The sequence below is a fragment of the Bordetella pertussis 18323 genome, assembly GCF_000306945.1.
In the GTDB taxonomy this organism is placed as follows: domain Bacteria; phylum Pseudomonadota; class Gammaproteobacteria; order Burkholderiales; family Burkholderiaceae_B; genus Bordetella; species Bordetella pertussis.
The window spans coordinates 3,080,887-3,101,802 of record NC_018518.1 but is presented as its reverse complement, the minus strand read 5'-3'; the positions used below and the strand labels follow the sequence as shown (position 1 = coordinate 3,101,802).

Sequence of the window (20,916 nt, the reverse complement as noted above, 5' to 3'; positions counted from 1 at the left end):
CCTGCAAGGCGCGCCCGCCGAAGTGATCGCTCTGAATGAGCGTCTATGCGGTCTGGCGCAGGGAAACGTCCGGCGAGCCGGTCGGTTCCTGGTAGCGCCGCAACTGCCGCTCCAGTTCGTCGCGATACTTCCGCACGCTGGCCTGCTTGACGTGGCCATAGCCGCGCACGGTTTCGGCAAGGGCGGCGATTGTAGCCGCTTGCGCCAGCCTGTCGACGCTCAGCCCGGCCAGCAGCTGGACGACCGTGGCGCGGTACTCGGCCACCAGCGCGCGTTCCATGCGCCGCTCGGCGGTGTGGCCGAACGGGTCGAACCAGGTGCCGCGCAGTCCCTTCAGGCGCGCCAGGGCTTTCATCAGGGTGAGGGTGCGGGGGCCCAGCGTGATCTTGCGCGGCGCGCCGGTGCGCGGGTCCTTGCGGGCCAGCAGCGGCGGAGCCAGGTGGAAGCGCAGGCTGTAGTCGCCCTCGAACTGGCTGTCGAGCTGGGCGCGGAAGGCGTCGTCGGTGTAGAGGCGCGCCACTTCGTATTCGTCCTTATAGGCCATCAGCTTGAACAGGCTGCGGGCCACTGCCATGGCCAGGCGTGGCGCGCGGGCCGCCGGCGCCAGCTCGCGTTCGCGCGCGGCCACCTGTTCGACCAGGCCGCGATAAGCCTGCGCGTACGCGGCGTTCTGGTAGGCGGTCAGGTCGGCAACGCGGCGCTCGACGGCGCGCTCGAACGACTCGGGAATGTGCAGCTGCACGACCTGGGCGGCCGGGCGCAGCGCCTGCGCCATGGATTGCGGCTCGTGGGCCGCCAGCCTTCCGGCGTCGAACGCGGCGCGGTTGGCCGCCACCGCCACGCCGTTCAGTTCGATGGCGCGCGCCAGCGCGGCCAGCGCGAGCGGCACGTCGCCGCGCTTCCAGGCATGGCCGAGCATGAACATGTTCGACAGGATGCTGTCGCCGAACAGGGCCTGCGCCGCCGCGTGCGCGTCCAGGGCTGCGACGTGCTCGCCGGCGGCGTGGCGGATCTTCGCCAGCAGGGCTTCGGCGCGCAGCGGCGCGTCGGGGTTGCGGGTGAAGTCCGATACCGGCGCCACATAGATATTGACGGTGGTGCGAGTATGGTCGCGGCGCAGCGCGCCCAGTGAATCGGGCGCGACGGCAGCCACCGGGTCGCACAGGATGGCGGCATCGGCCTGCTGCCAGTCCAGCCGCACCGGCCCGGTGGCCGTGCCGGACGGCGCCAGGCGGATGTGGCTGACCACGGTGCCGCCTTTTTGCGCCAGGCCGGTGAGATCCAGCACGGCGGCCGACAGGCCTTGCAGGTGCGCGGCCATGGAGACGATGGCGCCAATGGTGATCACGCCGGTGCCGCCCATGCCGGCGACCAGCAGCCGGTACGGCGCCTCCAGCGGCGCCGGGCGCGGCTCGGGCAGCCGCGCGATGCGGGCGCGCAGGCGCTCGTGGTCGGCCGCCGGCGCGGCGCTCTTGCGCGGCTTGCCGCCCATGACCGAGACGAAGCTGGGGCAGAATCCCTCCACGCACGAATAGTCCTTGTTGCAGCTGGACTGGTCGATGGCGCGCTTACGGCCGTAAGGGGTCTCCAGCGGCACTACCGACAGGCAATTCGACTGCACGCCGCAATCGCCGCAGTCCTCGCAGACGGCGCTGTTGATCAGCAGGCGGCGCGGCGGATCCGGGAACTGGTTCTTCTTGCGGCGCCGGCGCTTCTCGGCCGCGCAGGTCTGGTCGTGGATCAGCACGGTGACGCCGGGCGTGGCGCGCAGCTCGCGCTGCACCGCGTCCAGGTCGCGGCGGTGGTGCACCTCGATGCCGGCGCCCAGGGCGACGCCGCGGTATTTTTCCGGCTCGTCGGTGGTGACGACGATGCGCGCCACGTTCTCGCCGCGCAGCTGCTGGCAGATCTGCGGCACCGATATCGGCCCGTCGACCGGTTGGCCGCCGGTCATGGCCACGGCGTCGTTGAACAGGATCTTGTAGGTGATGTTGGCGCGCGCGGCCACGGCCTGGCGGATCGCCAGGTAGCCCGAGTGGTAATACGTGCCTTCGCCCATGTTCTGGAACACGTGCGGCATCTCTATATAGGGAGACAGGCCGATCCAGTCGGCGCCTTCGCCGCCCATCTGGGTCAGGCCGCCGGTGTCGCGGTCCATCCAGGCCGCCATGTAATGGCAGCCCACGCCGGCCAGCGCCTGGCTGCCTTCGGGCACCTTGGTGGAGGTGCTGTGCGGACAGCCCGAACAGAAGTAGGGGCGCCGGCGCATGCCGTCGGCGTCATTGGAAAGCGGCGCCGGACACGCGAACGCTTCGGGCGCGGCGCCGCCCGGCATATGGCCCGCGCGGCGCAGCCACGCGGCCAGCGGGGCGGCCAGCAGCGACGGCCGCAATTGCCCGGCGGCCGGAATCAGCTCGGCGCCATCCAGCCCGGTCTTGCCGGCCACGCTGGGGCGTTGCGGCAGGTTGAACAGCAGGTCCTTGATCTGGCTTTCGACGACCGCGCCTTTTTCCTCGATGACCAGGATGTGCCGCAGGCCTTGCGCGAATTCGATCAGGCGCGGTCCGTCCAGCGGCCAGGTCAGGCCGGGCTTGTAGATGCGCACCGGCGCCTGGGCGCCGACGGTGTCCAGGCCCAGCCGATGCAGGGCCTCCATGGTGTCCAGGTGCGCCTTGCCCACCGTGACGATGCCGAGCGTGGCGCGCGGGGCCGCGCAGACCAGCCGGTCCAGCGAATGGCGGCGCGCGAACGCGCGCACCGCGCGCAGCCGGCGGTGCATGCGCAGTTCGACCGCCGGCGACAGAAAGTCGCGCGCGGTGTATTCCAGTTGTTCGGCGGGCAGTTCCGGGTCGTCGGGCATCTCGTAGGCGGCCGGCGGCTCGAGCACGAACGACTGGCCGCATTCCACGGTTTCCGACACCGCCTTGAACGCGACCCATGCGCCGCTGTAGCGCGACAGCGCCCAGCCCCATAGCGCGAAGGTCTCGTATTCGTTGATGGACGCCGGGTGCACGATGGGCATGTGCCAGCCGATCAGCGATGCCTCGCTGGCATGCGGGATGGACGAGGAAACGGCGGTATGGTCGTCGCCGACCACCACCAGCACGCCGCCATGGCGCGAGGCGCCCGCCGCGTTGCCGTGGTGCAGCGCGTCGCCGGCGCGATCCACGCCGGGGCCCTTGCCGTACCACATGGCGAACACGCCATCGACCTTGCGGTCGGTGCGCACGCCGGCCTGTTGCGTACCCATGACGGCGGTGGCCGCCATGTCTTCATTGATGCTGGGCAGGAAGCTGACCTGGTTGTCCGCCAGCGCCTGCCCGGCCTTCCACATGGCCATGTCGACGCCGCCCAGCGGCGAGCCGCGATATCCGGAGACGAAGCCGGCGGTGTTCAGGCCGCGGTCGCGGTCGAGCCGGCGCTGCGTCAGCATCATGCGCACCAGCGCCTGCGTGCCGGTCAGGAACACCCGCCCGCTGGTGCGGGTGAGGTTGTCGCCGAGTTGATAGTCGAGGTCGATATGCGGGTCGACCGCGGAGGTGCCGTCCATGGCGTCTGCTCCAGTTCTTTCGACCATGATAGGTGCGTGGAGCCCGGCATTCATTGCGTTTTCGGATCGTGTAATCCCTATAATGCGAAACAAATATTTCGTTTGCGGCGAAAACAGGAGGCAACCCGATGGACAAGACCGATATCGGCATTTTGAAGGCGCTGCAGGAGGACGGGCGGGCCTCGGCGCAACAGCTGTCCGAGACGGTGGGGCTGTCGGCCGCGCCGGTCTGGCGGCGCGTCAAGGCGCTGGAGGCGAACAAGGTCATCACCGGCTACAGCGCGCAGGTCGACCGCAGCAAGGTGGGCCTGCAGGGTTGCATGTTCGCGCAGATCAGCCTGGAACGGCATTCGGCCGGCACGGTGGAAACGTTCGAGCGCTCGGTGCGCGATGCGCCGGAAATCCTCGAATGCTATGCCGTGACCGGCGATTCGGATTTCCTGTTGAAGATCCTGGTCGAGAGCCCGGAGGCCTACGACCGCTTCCTGCACCGTTTCCTGTTCAACTTGCCCGGCATCCGCCAGACCCGCACCATCGTGGTGCTGCGCGAACTCAAGCACGAGGTCCGCCTGCCGCTGTAGGCGGGCCGCATCTCCATATGGACAGGGCCCCTCGGGTGACTGTCGGAAGCATCTGGACACGGTGTAACTGTTGCGCAATTGCACAAGGCCCCGCGCGCCATTGCTTGGTCTGTCGCCGCTCTTTAGAGTGCGTGCTGTCGTCGCGTCGGCAGTCCGGCACGCGGCGCTGTCGTGTTTGTTTTGCGTGGTTCCGAGGAAGTCATGAGTCGTGTGTCTATATCGCTGGTCGGCGCCCTGGGCGTGGCGCTGATGCTGGGCGGCTGTGCCGCCCGCAAGGAGTCTGCCGCCACCGCGCCGCGCGCGACGCCCGAGGCGCCCGAGGCGGTGGCATGCACGCCGGCCCAGGCCGGCGATCCGATGGTGGGAACCTGGTATTCGGTATCGCGCCAGCGCGGTTTTGCCGGCGACTTCCAGGCATTGACGGTGCTGTCCGCCGACGGAACGATGCGTTATGAAACGCAACTGAAAGTTGGCCGCAAGACCCGGCCGGCCCTGCGTGAAACCGGCTGCTGGCACGTGGCCGATGGCATCTACACCATGCAGACCATGCAATCGAACGGCGAGCCCGTCGATGCGTCCGATCCCATCTACCAGAACCGCTACCGCGTCGAGAAGGTCGACAGCGGCAAGCTGACGCTGCGCGAACTCAAGCGCAACGGGCAGGCCGTCACGGCCCGCCGCATGCAGCCCGGCTACCGCCTGCCCTATTGAGGATTGTCGCCAGCGGCGCGCCATTCGGGTAAGGTGGCGGACTTCCCACGTCGCCGCCGCTACCCGCCATGTCGTTGTCGTCCGAAAGTCGAGCCATCCTGCTGCTGGCGCTGGCCGCCTTCGCCAGTTCCACCGCTTTCCGCATCTGCGACCCCATGCTGCCCCAGCTGGCGGCGGATTTCGCCACCACGACGGGGCAGGCCGCCTACGCGGTGACCGCGTTCGCCATCGCGTATGGCGTACTGCAGATGTTCTTCGGCCCGCTGGGCGATCGTTATGGCAAGTACCGCGTGGTGTGCATCGCCACCTTCGCGTGCGCGCTGGGCAGCGCCGCGGCCGTGCTGGCCGGTTCGCTGGACGCGCTGGTGGCTGCGCGGGCGCTGTCGGGCGCGGCCGGCGCCGGCGTGGTCCCGCTATCGATGGCCTGGATCGGCGACAACGTGCCCTACGAGCGGCGCCAGGCCACGCTGGCGCGCTTCCTGACCGGCACCATCCTGGGCATGGCGGCCGGCCTGTTCGCCGACACGGTGGGCTGGCGCTGGGCGTTCGCGGTCCTGGTGGTCATCTACCTGGTGGTGGGCACGCTGCTGTACCGTGAGTTGCGCCGCCAGGCGGCCAGCGGCCAGACGGGCGCGGCCGGCGCGGCGCGTACCGGATTCGTGGCCCAGGCGCGCCTGGTGCTGGGCACCCCGTGGGCGCGTGTCGTGCTGGCCACGGTGTTTTTCGAGGGATTGCTGGTGTTCGGCACCCTGGCCTTCGCGCCGTCCTACCTGCACGCGCGCTTCGGCATTTCGCTGACCGCCGCCGGCGCACTGGTGGCGTCCTATGCGCTGGGCGGCCTGCTCTACACGCTGGTGGCCGGGCATGTGCTCAGGCGGCTGGGCGAGCGCGGACTGGCGCTGGCCGGCGGCCTGGTGCTGAGCGCGGCGTTCCTCTGTTATTGGCTCGGGCCGCAGTGGCTGTGGAGCCTGCCCGCCGGCGTGCTGGCCGGATTCGGCTACTACCTGCTGCACGCCACCTTGCAGACCAACGCGACGCAGATGGTGCCGGCCGCGCGCGGCACCGCGGTGGCCTGGTTCGCGTCGTGCCTGTTCATGGGCCAGGCGGCCGGCGTGGCCCTGGCCGGCCTGGTGGTGGACGCAGCGGGCGCCGCCATGCTGTTCGGCATGACCGCGCTGCTGCTGCCGCTGCTGGGTTGCGGATTCGCCTGGGCGCTGCGCCGCCACGCGGCGGCGCAGACGGCGCAGGCGGCATAAGCGTCAGAGCGCCTGCAGGCGCGCCAGCACGGTTTCCTTGCCCAGCAGTTCCAGCACGGCGTCGACCGCCGGGGTCTGGGCCCGGCCCGTCACCGCGACGCGCAGCGGAATGCCCAGTTGCGGCATCTTCAGGCCGCGGTCGGCCAGCACGGCCTTGATCAGGGCGGAGATGGCGGCGCGGTTCCATTCGGTGTCGCGTGCGCGGGCGGCGAAATCGGCCAGGGCGGCGCGCGCCGTTTCGGTCAGGTGCTGGGCCGCCAGCTCGGCGGGGGCGGGCTGGTATTCGCCGCAGAACAGCATGGCGTCCTCGGCCAGTTGCTCCAGGGTTTCGGCGCGGTCTTTCAGCAGCCCCATGATGGCCGGCAGGTCGGCGGCCTGCGGCTTGCCGCCGCGGCGTTCGACGCGCGGCGCCACGCGGCCGGCCAGCTCGGCGTCGTCCATGCCCTTGATGTAATGGGCGTTGACCCAGTTCAGCTTCTTCGGGTCCCATTGCGAGGCCGACTTCGACAGGTGGCGGGTGTCGAACCACTCGACCAGCTGTTCGCGCGTGAACAATTCATCGTCGCCGTGGCTCCAGCCCAGCCGGGCCAGGTAGTTGACCATGGCTTCGGGCAGGTAGCCCTGGGCGTCGTATTCCATGACATTGACCGCGCCGTGCCGCTTGGACAGCTTTTCGCCGTCCGGCCCGAGAATCATCGGGACATGGCCGTATTCGGGCAGGGTGGCGCCCAGCGCGCGCAGGATGTTGATCTGGCGCGGCGTGTTGTTGACGTGGTCGTCGCCGCGCAGCACATGGGTGATGCCCATGTCCCAGTCGTCGACCACCACGCAGAAATTGTAGGTGGGCGTGCCGTCCGGGCGCGCGATGATCAGGTCGTCGAGCTCGCCGTTGTCGAAGCTGATCGGGCCCTTGACCATGTCGTTCCAGCTGGTGGCGCCGTCGATCGGGTTGCGGAAGCGGATCACGGGCTTGCGGTCGGCCGGCACCGGCGGCAGGGTCTTGCCGGGCTCGGGGCGCCAGGTGCCGTCGTAGCGCGGCTTCAGGCCCTTGGCGCGGGCGGCTTCGCGCATGGCGTCCACCTCCTCGGGCGAGCAATAGCAATGGTAGGCCGTGCCGGCCTCGAGCATGCCGGCCAGCACCTCGGCGTAGCGGTCCATGCGCTTCATCTGGTAGAACGGGCCCTCGTCGGGCTGCATGCCCAGCCAGTCCATGCTGTCGAGGATGGCCTGCACGGCCTCGGGCGTGGAGCGTTCGACGTCGGTGTCTTCGATGCGCAGCACGAATACGCCCTGGTGATGGCGCGCGAAGGCCCAGGAGAACAGGGCGGTGCGGGCGCCGCCCAGGTGCAGGAAACCGGTGGGCGAGGGCGCGAAGCGGGTGCGCACGGGACGCGTAGCGTTGGCTGTCATAAAGGCATAGGGGCGCGGCCGCTCGGCGGACTGCGCCATCTCCATAAAAGAAGTGGCGAAACATGCGCCGGCCATGGATGTTGGCGGGCGGTATTGATACGATGAGTGCTATTTTAGATTAGCGCCCGGGATCAGATGCTGCGACACGTTCTCGCCCCGATGTTCGAGCCCGCTTCGCTCGTGGTCATCGCCGACCGCCTGTTGCCCGTGACCTCGGTGCTGCCGTCGGCCCTGCGGGCGCGTACCACGGTGGTGCAGGCTGCGCCGGGGGCGGCGCCCGAGCTGCCGGCGGCCTGTGCCGGGGTGGCCGAGGGACTGCGCCCCGACCTGGCGCTGGTATGCGTGGCCCCCGGGGTGCTGCCCGAGACGCTGCGGCGCCTGGCGGCCCTGGCGCCGCGGGCCGTGATCCTGTTGCCCCACGAGCTGCCCGACCCGTATCCGCGCGGTACCCAGGCGCTGTGCCGCGCCTGGGCGGCCGAAAACCGCTGCGAACTGCTCGGGCCGCGCTCGTTCGGGGCGCAGCGTCCGCACGCCGGCCTGAACCTCAGCCAGCATCCGTCGCTGGCGCGCGCCGGGCGGGTGGCGCTGGTGGCGCAGTCGCGCTCCATCATGGCGGCGGTGATGGACTGGGCCGAAGACGTGCACATCGGGTTTTCCATCGCGGTATCGCTGGGCGACGAAGCGGTCGTGGGGCTGTCGCAGGTGCTCGATTACCTGGCCAGCGATTCCCGCACCGACAGCATCGTGCTGTATATCGAGGACGTGGGGCCGGCGCGCGAGTTCATGAGCGCGCTGCGCGCCGCCGCCAGCGTCAAGCCCGTCATCGTGCTCAAGGCCGGCCGCGCCGACGCCAACGGCGCCGATGCCGTGTTCGATGCCGCGCTGCGGCGCGCCGGGGCGGTGCGGGTGCGCTACTTCGTGCAGCTGTTCTCGGCCGTCAAGGTGCTGGGCTATACCCGGCGTCCGCGCGGCCGCCGGGTGGCGCTGTTCTCCAACGGCAGCGGCCCGCCGCAACTGGCGCTGGACCTCATCGGCCCGGACGCCGCGGTGCTGCAGGCGAAGCTGTCGCCGGCGACGCAGCGCACGCTGGCCGACATGCTGGAACCCGACGCCGCCACCGCCAATCCGGTCATTACCTATACGCCGCTTACGCCCGAGCGCATCCAGGCCATCCTGGACTGCCTGCTCGACGACGCCGGCGTGGATGGCGTGCTGGTGCTGCTTGCGCCCGACGCGCTGGCCGACATGCCGGCGGTGGCGCGCCAGCTGGCGCAGCTGGCGCCGCGCGCGCGCAAGCCGGTGGTCAGCTGTTTCATGGGCGACGCGGGCATGCGGCCGTTGCGCCGCATGCTCGACGATGCCGGCACCTCGGCGTTCCGCACGCCCGAATCGGCCGCCGACGCATTCGGCGTGCTGGCCACCCATCACTACAACCAGCAATTGCTGCTGCAGACCCAGCCGCCCGAGCCGCCCGGCCTGCTGCCCGACAGCGCCGGCGCGCGCGACATCATGGGGCAAGCGCGCGCGCAAGGGCGGCGCGAGCTGGATCCCATCGAGGCGCGCGCGCTGCTCGACGCCTTCTACGTGCCGCTGCGCGAAGGCCCGCTGGGCGTGCGCCCGATCGAGGCCGAATCGCGCCCGATGGCGATCCGCGTGCGGCGCGATCCGCATTTCGGCCCGGTCATCCGCTTCGGCGCGGGCGGGCCCGACGCGGTCCTGTCGGGCGCCGACCGGGGCATGGACCTGCCGCCGCTCAACGGCTTCCTGGCGCGCCAGATGATAGAGCGCAGCCGGCTGTGGCGCCGCGTGCTGGCGCCGCAGGTCACCAACGCCGCCGCCGAGGCCTTGCAGCACGCGCTGGTGCAGGTCTCGGAGATGGTGTCCGAACTGCCCGATATCGAGTCGGTGGATATCGATCCCCTGTACGCCGGGGAAACCCAGCTGCGCGCCGGCGGCTTGCGCATCGTGCTGTGCGAGCGCGAGGCCACCGTGTCGCCGCAGCTCAGCGGCTACGCCCACATGGCGATCCACCCCTATCCGGCGCGCCTGGTGCAGGCGCGCCGTTTCGACGATGGCACGCCCTGGGTCATCCGCCCGATCCGGCCCGAGGACGGCGAGCCGCTGCAGGAGTTCATCCGCGGGCTGTCCGAGCGCTCGCGCTACATGCGCTTCGTCTCGATGATGCGCGAGCTGACGCCGCGCATGGTGGCGCGCTATACCCAGGTGGACTATCACCGCGAACTGGCCCTGGTGGCCGCCACGCAGGTGCCCAATCCGGCCAACCGGGGCCACCCGCGCGAAGTCATCATCGGCTTCGCGCACTACCTGCGCAACCCGGACGGGCGCGGCGCCGAGTACGCGCTGGTCATCGGCGACGACTGGCAGCGCCGCAAGCTGGGCGGCCAGCTGATGAGCGCGCTCATCGACGCGGCGCGCGAGCAGGGGCTGGAATACATAGACGGGCTGGTGCTGTCGACCAACCGGCCGATGCTGACACTGATGACGCGGCTGGGCTTTACCAACGACGCCGACCCCGAGGATCCGACCATGCGGCGCGTCTGGCTGCAGCTGCGCGAGCCGGACGCGCCGGCCTAGCTGTGAACTGTCAATAGGTTGTATTCGTCCAGGTTGAGTCTGGAGATGGGTACAGCGCGCCCGATGCCTTGGTGGGGTCGATGCCAGTTGTAGTGGTGTAGCCAGGATTTCATGGCATCGGCTCGGTGTTGGGAGTTCTGGTAGGTGTGAGCGTAAGCCCACTCACGCAAGGCCGACTGGATGAAGCGTTCGGCCTTGCCATTGGTCTGTGGGCGGTAAGGTCGGGTAAAGCGGTGCTTGATGCCCAGCTCATGGCACAGCGCGGCGAAGGCGCGGCTGCGAAAGGCCGAGCCATTGTCGGTGAGCAAGCGCTGGATGGTCACGCCCAGGCGCTGGTAGTAGGCCACTGCGTCCTTGAGGAACTGGACGGCGCTGGGGAAGCGCTCGTCGGGGTGGATGTCGGTGAAGGCCACGCGGGCGTGGTCATCGATGGCCACGAAGACGAAGTCCCAGCCGGCCCCCTCAACGGTATCGCGTCGGTTGCCCGTGACCCGGTGGCCAGGGCGCTGGATACGTCCCAGCTTCTTGATGTCGATGTGCAGCAGATCGCCGGGGGCCTGATGCTCGTAGCGCACCACCGGCTCGGCCGGCTCCAGGTCGGCCAGGTGCGACAGACCGGCGCGGGCCAGGACGCGGCTGACGGTGCTGGCTGACACGCCCAGCGCCTGGGCGATGCGCGCTTGGGTCAGCCGCTTGCGGCGCAGCTCCACGATAGCCAGCGCCTTGGCCGGCGCAATCGCTCGGGGCGAGACCGTCGGGCGCGAGGACGCATCGGCCAAGCCCGCCTGGCCCTGAGCCAGGAAGCGGCCCAGCCATTTGCGCACAGTCGGCGCGGTGACCCCATAGGCGCGGGCCGCTTCAGGCACACAAACTTGATGGGCGATCAATTGCTGGACCATTTCGAGTCGACGTAGGAAGGTCAATCGGGCATGCTTATGGGTGTTCATCCGGCCGGGCTCCTTGAGTGAACTGGGGGATCGGCGATTTCCAGTTTCTCAAATCCGGTTCGGATGAACCATGCATACAACCTATTGAATCTTCACACCTAGATGGCGTCGAGCGGATAGACAGGCCGGCGCACATGCCGAAACTCGACCTGGCCATAGTCGGAAGTGGTCACGCCCACACCGGTGCATTCGATGACATGGGCGGCCATATCGGCAAAGCCGGCGCGCCAATGCACGCGTGACTTCAACGCCACGTAGCGCTTTTGCAGCGGGTCGATGCCGGCCGACAGCAGGCAATTGATGTCGAAAGGCTCCTGGTGGCGCGACACCACCACGATCTCGACCTTGCCGGTGTCGAGCACGACGGTCAGGCCCGTGTCGTTGCGCACGCCGCGGTACATGGGGCCGCGGTTCAGGTATACGCCGTCGAACAGCAGCTTGACCCGGGCGGTCAGGTGCAGGAGCGGGCTGGCCTGGCGCAGCGCCGGCATCGCCACCTTGCCGCCCAGGGGCAAGGTCACGGTGGCGCCCACGCCGGCCGCCGCGGCCTGCTGCGCGGCCTGCGGGTCGCAGATGGCGTAGAACGCCACGTTCTCCAGGCCCTGGTCCAGGATCTCGGCCAGCACCGCGGTGGTGTCCATGGTGCCGCCCGAACCGGTATTGTCGTAGTGGTCGAGCAGCACCACCGGTCCGTTCTCGATGGCCTTGGCGCGCGCGATGGTGGGCGCCAGCGGCTCGGCGTGGAACACCCAGTCGGCGCGTCCGCGCCAGGCGGTCTCGAGCAGCTCGTCGCGGTACTGCTCGGCCTGCGCCAGGTTGGCATCGGTGCACACCACCGCGCTCAGCCCCGCCTCGCGGATGTCGGCATGCGGAAAGCCGACGAACACCGAGGCGGCGATCACGCCTTCGGACTCCAGCGCCTTGCAGCGCGCCTGCAGCGATTTGTTGGGTTCGGCATGCGTGCCCTGGCGCATGATGTGCGGCAGCATCGGCTTGTTGGCCCAGCTCATGACGGGCTTGATCTCGCCGCGCAGCGTGCGGGCGATGGCGTTGGCCGCGCGCAGCCCGGCGGCGCGGATATCGACGTGCGGATAGGTGTGAAAGCCCGAGATGACGGTGGCGTGGCGCACGATGTCGTCGTAGATGTTGGCGTGCATGTCCAGCGTCACGCCCACCGGGATGGCCGGGGCGATATCGCGCAGGCGGCGCAGCAGATCGCCTTCGGCGTCTTCCACGCCTTCGGCCACCATGGCGCCGTGCAGGTCCAGCAGGATGACGTCGAAGCCGCCGCGGCGCGCCTCGTCCAGCACCAGGCCGCACAGGCGCTCGTACGTGGCGCGGTCGGTCGGCGCGCTGGGCCAGGACTCCGCCGCCACCGGCACGACGATCTCGGCGCCTTCGCGGCGCGCCACCTCGATATAGCCGCCCAGGCCGCTGTCGGTGTTCTCGTAGGCGCGTATGGCGCGCTCGCCGGCCAGGATCTCGGGGCTGCCGCGGAAAAACCGCTCCAGCGGGGTGGGAACGGGCGAGAACGTATTGGTCTCGTGCTTGATCATCGCCAACAGCCAACGCATGGTGTGCTCCTTGTCGTGCGCAATTCCTGGCGGCGCGCCCCGGTCAGGCGGCCAGCGGGCGGAAATTGCGGAAGTCCCAGCCGCGGCCCGGCGCGGCGTCGATCAGGGCGCGGGTATACGCATGGCCGGGCCGGGTCAGCACCGTCTGCGCCGCGCCGGTCTCCACTACCTTGCCATGCTGCATGACCGCGATGGTGTCGCATACCTGCGCCGCCACGCGCAGGTCATGCGTGATGAACAGCACGCTCACGCCGGTACGTTCGCGCACCTGCTCGATCAGCTCCAGCACTTGCGCCTGCACCGATACATCCAGCGCCGAAACGGCTTCGTCGGCCACCAGCACTTCGGGGTCCATGACCAGGGCGCGCGCGGCATGCCGAAGTTGAGCAGGCCCTCGATGATGGACTCGCCCACCGCGCGGCGCGGGTTGAGCGAGCGGTAGGGGTCCTGGAACACGATCTGCACCTTGCGCCGCAGCGGGCGCAGGCCCGCGCCGCTCAGGCGCGCGATGTCGGTCTCGCCCAGCAGCATGCGGCCGGCGCTGGGCTCGATCAGGCGCACGATGCAGCGCGCCACCGTGGACTTGCCCGAACCCGATTCGCCGACGATGCCGAGGATCTCGCCGCGCCGCAGGGTCAGGTCCACCTCGCTGGCGGCCACCACCGTGCGCGTCGCGCCGAAGAGCGAGCGCCGCTCGGCGTAGGTGCGGCCCAGCCCGGTGATGCGCAGCACCGGTTCGCCGCCCGGCGCCTCGCGTTGCGTCGGCACCAGGCTGGGCACCGACGACACCAGGCGGCGGGTGTAGTTCTGGCTCGGCCGCGCCAGGATCTCGTCGCGCGTGCCGGTCTCGGTGAGGTCGCCGCGGTTCATGACGACGATACGGTCGGCGATCTCGGCTACCACGCCGAAGTCGTGCGTGATGAAGAGCACGGCGGTCTGGTGCCTGTCCTGCAGTTCGCGGATCAGCGCCAGGATCTGCTTCTGCGTGGTGACATCCAGCGCCGTGGTGGGTTCGTCGGCGATCAGCAGCTTGGGTTCGAGGATCAGCGCCATGGCGATGACGATGCGCTGGCGCTGGCCGCCCGAGAGCTGGTGCGGATACGCGTCGTAGATGCGCTCCACGTCGGGCAGGTGCACCGAGCGGAACATCTCGAGCACCTTGGCGCGCCGTTGCGCGCGCGGCATGCGGCGGTGCAGGCGCAGCACTTCGTCGACCTGGCTGCCCACCCGGTGCACCGGGTTGAGCGCGGTCATGGGCTCCTGGAACACCATGGCCATGCGCGTGGCGCGCAGTTCGCGCCGCCGCCGCGCGCTGGCCGTGACGATGTCCTCGCCCAGCACGCGGGCCGAGCCGCCGGAAACCTCCAGGATGCCCTCGGGCAGCAATCCCATGACCGCCAGCGACGTGACCGACTTGCCCGACCCGGATTCGCCCACCACGCAGACCGTCTCGCCGGCGTGCACGTCCAGGCTGAAGTTGCGGACCACGCGGTTGCCGGCGCCGCAGACGCTCACCGACAGGTTGCGGATCGCCAGCACCGCGGCGCTGGTGTCGCCGGCCGGAGGGTAGGGGGCGTAGGGCATCGCTCAGGTCCTCCGCGTCATTTTCGGGTCCAGCGCGTCGCCCAGGATATTGACGCTGAGCACGGTCAGCGACAGGAACAGGCCGGGAAACAGGATCAGGCCCGGCAGCATGCGGAAGTACATGCGGCCCTCGGACATGATGTTGCCCCACGAGGCGATCTCGGGCGGGATGCCGGCGCCTAGGAAGCTGAGTATGGCCTCGGTCAGCATGGCCGAGGCGAACACATAGGTGCCTTGCACGGTCAGCGGCGCCACCGTGCTGGGCACCAGGTGGCGCCACAGCAGCAGGGGCAGCGGCGTGCCCAGCGCCAGCGCGGCTTCGACATAGGGTTCGCCGCGCACGCTGAGGATCTGGCCGCGCACCAGCCGCACCACGCGGGGAATCTCCGGGATGGTGATGGCCACCAGCACCGTGGCCAGGCTGGCGCCGGTCACCGACACCAGGGCGATGGCCAGCAGGATGCCGGGGATGGCCATGACGGCGTCCATGGTGCGTATGATCAGGCCGTCGAGCGTGCGGAACCAGCCGGCGATGACGCCTATCACCAGGCCCAGCGTCACGCTGACCAGCGCCGCGCCCAGGCCGGCCACCAGCGATACGCGCGCGCCATACACCACGCGCGACCAGATGTCGCGCCCGAACGCATCGGTGCCGAACAGGTAGTCGCCGAAAGGCGGCTTCAGGCGCGCGCCCGGATCGATGGCGGTCGGGTCCACGGTGCCCAGCCACGGCGCCAGCAGGGCCGCGCCGACCACCAGGGCCAGCACCGCCAGCGCGGCCAGCACGGGCGCGCCGGAGAATTCGCGGCGCACGCGCCGCCACGCGCCTGCCTGGGGCGGTCCGTTCTCGGGCAGGGCGCCGTCGGCGACGGCATCGCTATGCGTGGGCATCGTCAATACCTGATGCGCGGGTCGAACACCGTATAGGCGCAGTCGACCACCAGATTGATGAACACGTAGACGAACGCGAAGAACAGCGTCAGCCCCTGGATCACGGGGTAGTCGCGCGCCATCACGGCCTCGACGACCAGGCGGCCCAGGCCGGGAATGTTGAACACCGACTCCGTCACCACCACGCCGCTGATCAGCAGCGCCACGCCCACCCCGATCACCGTGGCGATGGGCACCGCGGCATTGCGCAGGGCGTGGCCCAGCAGCACGCCGGTTTCGCCCAGCCCCTTGGCGCGCGCGGTGCGGATGAAATCCTCGCCCATGACTTCGATGATGCTGGTGCGGGTGATGCGGGCGATCAGCGCCACATACACGGTGGACAGCGCCAGCGAGGGCAGGACGAGGCGGTGCAGGTAAGGCCAGAATCCCTGCGCCAGCGGCGTGTAGCCCTGCACGTTGAACCAGCCCAGCTTGATGGCGAAGGCCCAGATCAGCACGTAGCTGGTCACGAACACCGGCACCGAGAACCCCAGCACCGAAAAGCCCATCACGGCGCGGTCGAGCAGGCGGCCGCGCCGCCACGCCGCCAGGATGCCCAATGGAATGGCGACCGCCAGGGTGAACACCAGCGTGATCACCGCCAGGCTGAGCGAGGGCTCCAGGCGCTGGCCGATCAACTGGGTGACCGGCACGCCGGACATCAGCGAAGTGCCCATGTCGCCGCGCACCAGCCTGCCGGTCCAGATGAAGAATTGCTTGACCAGCGGCTGGTCCAGTCCCATGACCTGGCGGATCTGGGCAATGCGTTCGGGCGTGGCGGCGTCGCCGGCCATGATGATGGCCGGATCGCCGGGGCTTGCGCGCAGGATCGCGAAGACCACGACCGCCACCATGATCAGGACCGGTATGGTGGCCAACAGCCGGCGCGCGATGAATGCCAGCATGGAACTCCCTCGGGTTGCGCGGGCGGGCCAGGCCCGCCCTGGGCTTCAAGGCGCCTTCTTGACGTTCCAGAAGGCGAACACCGGCGCGTGCACCAGGCCGCTCAGCTTGGTGGTGTAGACGGTGGGCACGGACATCTGGCCCAGCGGCACGTACAGGCCCTCGTCGATGCCGATGCGTTGCGCCTCCTCGGCCAGCTTCTTCTGCTCGGCGGGGTCGGAGCTTAGGGCGAACCGGGTGCGCAGCGCCTCGATTTCCGGAATGTCGGGCCAGCCGAACCAGGCGTTGTCGCCATTGGCCGCCGCCGGGGCCGAGCGCACCGGGTCCATGATGTCGGTGGCGTACCAGTTGGTGTTGTGGATGTTCCAGCCGCCTTGCGCCGGCGCGGCCTTGGAGGCGCGCCGCGTGGCCACGCTTTGCCAGTCCATCGCCGCCAGGTTGACGTTGAAGCCCGCCTTGCGCAGCGCCTGCGCCATCACCACGGGCTGGGCGCTGAGCGTGCCGACGTCGGTGGCGTGCATCACCAGGATGGGCGTGTTGTCGTAGCCGGCCTCCTTGAGCAGGGCGCGCGCCTTCTCGATGTTGGAGGGTACCACCATGTCCTTGCCGATGTCGGTCTCGAACGGCGTGCCGCAGCCCCACAGCGAGGCGCAGGTCTGCCAGTACTTCGGGTTGCCCACCAGCGCCTTCATCACGTCTTCCTGGCCGATGGCGTACATGGCGGCCTGGCGGATCTTCTTGTTGTCGAAGGGCGGGTACTTGAAGTTGAACCGGTACATGGTGAAGTAGCCCACCGGACTGAGCGCTTCCTCCTTCAGTTCCGGATTGCCTTCCACCATGGGCAGCAGGTCGTACGGGAACTGCTCGACGAAGTCGATCTTGCCGCCCAGCAGGGCGTTGGCCGTGGTCAGGGCGTCGGGCATGACGTTCCACTCGACCCGGTCGATGTGGACCGCCTTGCCGCCGGCCAGGCCGCTGGCCGGCTCCTGGCGCGGCACGTAGTCGGCGTTCTTGACGTATACGGTCTTCACCCCGGGCTTGAACTCGGCCACCTTGAACGGGCCCGACCCGGTCATGTCGGTAATGGGCTGGCCGATGGGAATGTCGGCGATGCGCTTGGGCATCATGAAGGCGGCCGTGCCCGTGGGCTTGGACAGCGCGCGCAAGGCGAGGTCCGTGGGCTCTTTCATGACGATGCGCAAGGTCTGGTCGTCGACGGCCTCGATCCTGTCGGTGAACTTCATCAGCGTGCGGCCCATGCCGTCGCCGCCCGCCCAGCGCTTGATCGACGCGACGCAGTCCTCGGCGGTCACGGGCTTGCCGTCGTGCCACTTCTGGCCGGGGCGCAGCGTCATGGTGTAGGTCTTGCCGTCGGGCGAGACTTCCCACTTTTCGAGCATCTGGGGCTGGATCTTGTTGTCGGCGTCGGTGGCCAGCAGCGTGTCGTAGATCATGTAGCCGTGCCACGTCGTGATGTATGCCGTGGTGGCGTGGGGGTCGGTCAGCCGCAGGGGCGAGTGCATGACCGCCTTGATGACGGTTTCGGCGCCGGCGCCCTGGGCTGCCAGGAGCATGGCGCCGGCCAGCGCGGCGATGCGGACGGACTTCAGCATGGATGTTCCCCTTTCTGAGTGAAGCCGGCGGCGCCAGGGCGCCGCCGTTGTCGTCGGAAACGCGCCGCCGGGGGCGCGCGAGGATCAAGCTGTGACCGTGGGCCGGCGTCGGACGCGGGTCCACAAGGCCCCATTCTGATGCCCGGTGGCGGGCCTGTCCATGGTTGTTTTCTTGCGTCCGCGCGCGCCGGGGGGAGGGGCGGCGCATGGCGGCGAGGCCGGCCCGCCGGCGGGCCCGGCCTCGGGAATACCCGCATGCCCGTTCGAGGGCCCGGGCCGCGGCGCGCCTACTTGGCCACGGGCATGGTGAACTCGGCGCCCTTGCCGATGCTGTCGGGCCAGCGCTGCATCACGCTCTTGTAGCGCGAATAGAAGCGCACGCCTTCCTCGCCGTAGGCATGGTGGTCGCCGAACAGCGAGCGCTTCCAGCCGCCGAACGAGTGCCATGCCATCGGCACCGGAATGGGCACGTTGATGCCGACCATGCCCACCTTGATCTGGCGCGCGAAGGCGCGCGCGACGCCGCCGTCGGACGTGAAGCAGGACACGCCGTTGCCGAATTCATGGGCGTTGATCAGTTCCACCGCGGCGGCGAAGTCCGGCACGCGCACGATGCACAGCACCGGGCCGAAGATCTCCTCGCGATAGATGTTCATGGCGGGCGTGACGTGGTCGAACAGCGTGCCGCCCAGGAAGAACCCGCCCTCGTTGCCGGGCACCTGCAGGCCGCGCCCGTCGACCACCAGCGTGGCCCCGCAGGCCTGGCCGTCCTCGATGTAGCCGGTAACCTTGGCGCGGTGCTGCGCGGTCACCAGCGGCCCCATCTCGGCGTCGGCCTGCATGCCGTCCTTGACCACCAGGGCGCGCACGCGCGGCGCCAGGCGGGCCACCACCTCGTCGGCCACCTCGCCCACCGCCACCGCGACCGAGATCGCCATGCAGCGCTCGCCCGCCGAGCCATAGGCCGCGCCCATCAGGGCGTCGGTGACCTGGTCCAGGTCGGCGTCCGGCATGACCACCATGTGGTTCTTGGCGCCGCCCAGGGCCTGCACGCGCTTGCCGCGGCGCGTGCCCTCGGCGTAGATGTATTCGGCGATCGGCGTGGAGCCGACGAACGACAGCGCCTCGACCTGCGGATGCGCGATCAGCGCGTCCACCGCCTGCTTGTCGCCCTGCACCACGTTGAACACGCCGTCGGGCAGGCCAGCCTCCTTGAGCAGCTCGGCCAGGCGCAGCGCGGCCGAGGGGTCGCGCTCGGACGGCTTGAGCACGAAGGTGTTGCCGCAGGCCAGCGCCACCGGGAACATCCAGCACGGCACCATCATGGGAAAGTTGAACGGGGTGATGCCCGCCACCACACCCAGCGGCTGGCGCATGCTCCAGTTGTCGATGCCGCCGCCGATCTGGTCGGTGTACTGGCCCTTGAGCAGGTGCGGGATGCCGCAGGCGAACTCCACCACCTCGATGCCGCGCGTCACCTCGCCCTTGGCGTCGGAGAACACCTTGCCATGCTCGGCGGTGATCAGCGCGGCCAGCTCGTCCTGGTGCTCGTCCAGCAGGGCCTTGAACTTGAACAGAATGCGCGCGCGCTTGAGCGGCGGCGTTTCCGACCAGGCCGGAAACGCCGCCGCGGCGGCCGCCACGTCGGTGTCGACGTCCTGCGCCGAAGCCAGCGGAATCGAGCTGGAGACCTCGCCGGTGGCGGGGTTGAAGCCTTGCGTGTAGCGGCCGTTGCGGCCTTCGTACGGCTGGCCGTTGATGAAATGCGGAATGGTCTTCATGGGTATGGTCTGTTGCGTGGCGGGTGCCGGGTCAGGCGATTTCCTTAAGCACCTTGCCGATGCCCTCGAAGAGCTCGCCGATCTGCGCCTCGTCGATGATCAGCGGCGGCGAGACGGCCAGGATGTCGCCGGTATAGCGCACCATCAGCCCGCTGTCGAAGCATTTGCGGAAGGCTTCGGCGGCGCGCGCGCCCGGCGCGTCGGGGCGCGAGGCCAGCTCGATGCCGGCCACCAGGCCGATGTTGCGCACGTCGATGACGTGCGGCGCGCCTTGCAGGGCATGCGCCGCTTTCTCGAAAGCGGGCGACAGGTCGCGGGCGCGGCCGAACAGGTCGTCGCGCCGGTAGATGCCCAGCGTGGCCAGGATGGCGGCCGCCGCCAGCGGGTGGGCCGAATAGGTGTAGCCGTGGAAGAACTCGATGCCGCCCTGCACGCCGTTGACGATGGCGTCGTGGACTTCGCGCTTGACCGCCACGGCGCCGGCCGGCACGGCGGCGTTGCTCACGCCCTTGGCCATGGTGATGATGTCGGGCGTGACGCCGAAGTGCTCGGCCGCGGTGGGCGAGCCCAGCCGGCCATAGGCGGTGATCACTTCATCGAAGATCAACAGGATGCCGTGCCGCGCGGTGATTTCGCGCAGGCGCTGCAGGTAGCCCTTGGGCGGCACCAGCACGCCGGTCGAGCCGGCCATGGGCTCGACGATCACCGCGGCGATGGTCGACGCGTCGTGCAGCGCCACGATGCGTTCCAGCTCGTCGGCCAGGTGCTCGCCCCAGGCCGGCTGGCCCTTGGAGAACGCATTGTGCTCGAGGCTGTGCGTATGGGGCAGGTGGTCCACCGCGGGCAGCAGCGCGCCCGAGAACGTCTTGAGGTTGGCCGATATGCCGCCCACCGAAATGCCGCCGAAGCCCACGCCGTGGTAGCCGCGTTCGCGCCCGACCAGGCGGGTGCGCTGCGCGTCGCCGCGCGCCCGGTGGTAGGCCAGCGCAATCTTCAGCGCGGTGTCGACCGATTCGGAACCGGAGTTGGTGAAGAACACGCGGTCGATGCCGGCCGGCATGAACGAGGCCACCGCGGTGGCCGCCTCGAACGCAAGCGGGTGGCCCAGCTGGAAGCCCGGCGCGTAATCCATCTCGCCGGCCTGGCTGGCGATGGCCTGCACGATCTCCGGGCGGCAGTGGCCGGCGTTCACGCACCACAGGCCGGCCGTGCCGTCGAGGATCTGGCGGCCATCGGTCGAGGTGTAGTACATGCCCTCGGCACGGGCCAGCAGGCGCGGCTGGGACTTGAACTGCCGGTTGGCGGTAAACGGCATCCAGAGATGCGACAGGTCGGGCGGGCTGGCGGGGGCATTCATGAGGGTCGCTCCAGAGGTAACGCCTGCGGTGTGCGCCGACCGCGCGTGCGGTGGCCGGGCAGGGGACGAGATCGATTCTGGCCCGCCCATCAGGGAATGAAAATATACAATCGATGTAAATACC

The 20,916-nt window shown here is 69.5% G+C and carries 13 protein-coding genes and 1 pseudogene; 4 read left to right on the top strand and 10 right to left on the bottom strand.

The genetic code is table 11. From position 1 onward, the window contains the following. Nucleotides 1-43: 43 nt before the first annotated feature. A complete protein-coding gene (locus tag BN118_RS14580) occupies nucleotides 44-3,550 on the bottom strand; it encodes an indolepyruvate ferredoxin oxidoreductase family protein (protein ID WP_014905978.1) in 3,507 nt (1,168 codons plus the stop codon). 128 nt (nucleotides 3,551-3,678) lie between these two features. Between BN118_RS14580 and BN118_RS14575 the strand changes: the two genes are divergently transcribed. The 3 genes from BN118_RS14575 to BN118_RS14565 all read left to right on the top strand — a co-directional run bounded on the left by BN118_RS14575 (nucleotide 3,679) and on the right by BN118_RS14565 (nucleotide 6,098). Continuing rightward, nucleotides 3,679-4,131: an Lrp/AsnC family transcriptional regulator gene (locus tag BN118_RS14575; RefSeq protein ID WP_003814925.1), complete on the top strand. Its 453-nt coding sequence runs from the start codon at nucleotides 3,679-3,681 to the stop codon at nucleotides 4,129-4,131. 201 nt (nucleotides 4,132-4,332) lie between these two features. Further along, nucleotides 4,333-4,842 carry a lipoprotein gene (locus tag BN118_RS14570; RefSeq protein ID WP_023998238.1) on the top strand — a complete coding sequence of 170 codons (510 nt, stop codon included), beginning with the start codon at nucleotides 4,333-4,335 and terminating at the stop codon, nucleotides 4,840-4,842. Between the two features lie 68 nt (nucleotides 4,843-4,910). Further along, nucleotides 4,911-6,098: an MFS transporter gene (locus BN118_RS14565; RefSeq protein WP_010931233.1), complete on the top strand. Its 1,188-nt coding sequence runs from the start codon at nucleotides 4,911-4,913 to the stop codon at nucleotides 6,096-6,098. Between the two features lie 3 nt (nucleotides 6,099-6,101). On the opposite strand, the gene gltX is transcribed toward BN118_RS14565, so the two are convergent. Then, a complete protein-coding gene (gene gltX, locus BN118_RS14560) occupies nucleotides 6,102-7,547 on the bottom strand; it encodes a glutamate--tRNA ligase (protein WP_003814917.1) in 1,446 nt (481 codons plus the stop codon). Between the two features lie 96 nt (nucleotides 7,548-7,643). On the opposite strand from gltX, the gene BN118_RS14555 reads away from it, so the two are divergent. Next, nucleotides 7,644-10,103: a bifunctional acetate--CoA ligase family protein/GNAT family N-acetyltransferase gene (locus BN118_RS14555; RefSeq protein WP_010931231.1), complete on the top strand. Its 2,460-nt coding sequence runs from the start codon at nucleotides 7,644-7,646 to the stop codon at nucleotides 10,101-10,103. On the opposite strand, the gene BN118_RS14550 is transcribed toward BN118_RS14555, so the two are convergent. The 8 genes and pseudogenes from BN118_RS14550 to aptA form a co-directional block, all read right to left on the bottom strand. Further along, the gene (locus BN118_RS14550; RefSeq protein WP_005012067.1) at nucleotides 10,100-11,050 is read right to left on the bottom strand and encodes an IS481-like element IS481 family transposase; all 951 of its coding nucleotides are present in this window, start codon (nucleotides 11,048-11,050) and stop codon (nucleotides 10,100-10,102) included. The genes BN118_RS14555 and BN118_RS14550 overlap by 4 nt on opposite strands. A gap of 98 nt (nucleotides 11,051-11,148) precedes the next feature. Then, the gene (locus BN118_RS14545) at nucleotides 11,149-12,624 is read right to left on the bottom strand and encodes a M81 family metallopeptidase (RefSeq protein ID WP_010931335.1); all 1,476 of its coding nucleotides are present in this window, start codon (nucleotides 12,622-12,624) and stop codon (nucleotides 11,149-11,151) included. A gap of 43 nt (nucleotides 12,625-12,667) precedes the next feature. Then, a pseudogene (locus BN118_RS14540) lies at nucleotides 12,668-14,208 on the bottom strand (dipeptide ABC transporter ATP-binding protein). A gap of 3 nt (nucleotides 14,209-14,211) precedes the next feature. Next, nucleotides 14,212-15,099: an ABC transporter permease gene (locus BN118_RS14535; RefSeq protein ID WP_010931334.1), complete on the bottom strand. Its 888-nt coding sequence runs from the start codon at nucleotides 15,097-15,099 to the stop codon at nucleotides 14,212-14,214. 2 nt (nucleotides 15,100-15,101) lie between these two features. Then, a complete protein-coding gene (locus BN118_RS14530) occupies nucleotides 15,102-16,043 on the bottom strand; it encodes an ABC transporter permease (protein WP_014905974.1) in 942 nt (313 codons plus the stop codon). A gap of 45 nt (nucleotides 16,044-16,088) precedes the next feature. After that, a complete protein-coding gene (locus tag BN118_RS14525; protein WP_010931332.1) occupies nucleotides 16,089-17,654 on the bottom strand; it encodes an ABC transporter substrate-binding protein in 1,566 nt (521 codons plus the stop codon). A 287-nt stretch (nucleotides 17,655-17,941) separates the two neighbouring features. After that, nucleotides 17,942-19,435 (bottom strand): CoA-acylating methylmalonate-semialdehyde dehydrogenase, encoded by a 1,494-nt coding sequence (locus BN118_RS14520; RefSeq protein ID WP_014905973.1) that lies wholly within the window; start codon nucleotides 19,433-19,435, stop codon nucleotides 17,942-17,944. 31 nt (nucleotides 19,436-19,466) lie between these two features. After that, entirely contained in the window at nucleotides 19,467-20,792 is a 1,326-nt protein-coding gene (gene aptA, locus BN118_RS14515) for an omega-aminotransferase AptA (protein ID WP_014905972.1), read from the bottom strand. Nucleotides 20,793-20,916: the final 124 nt, after the last annotated feature.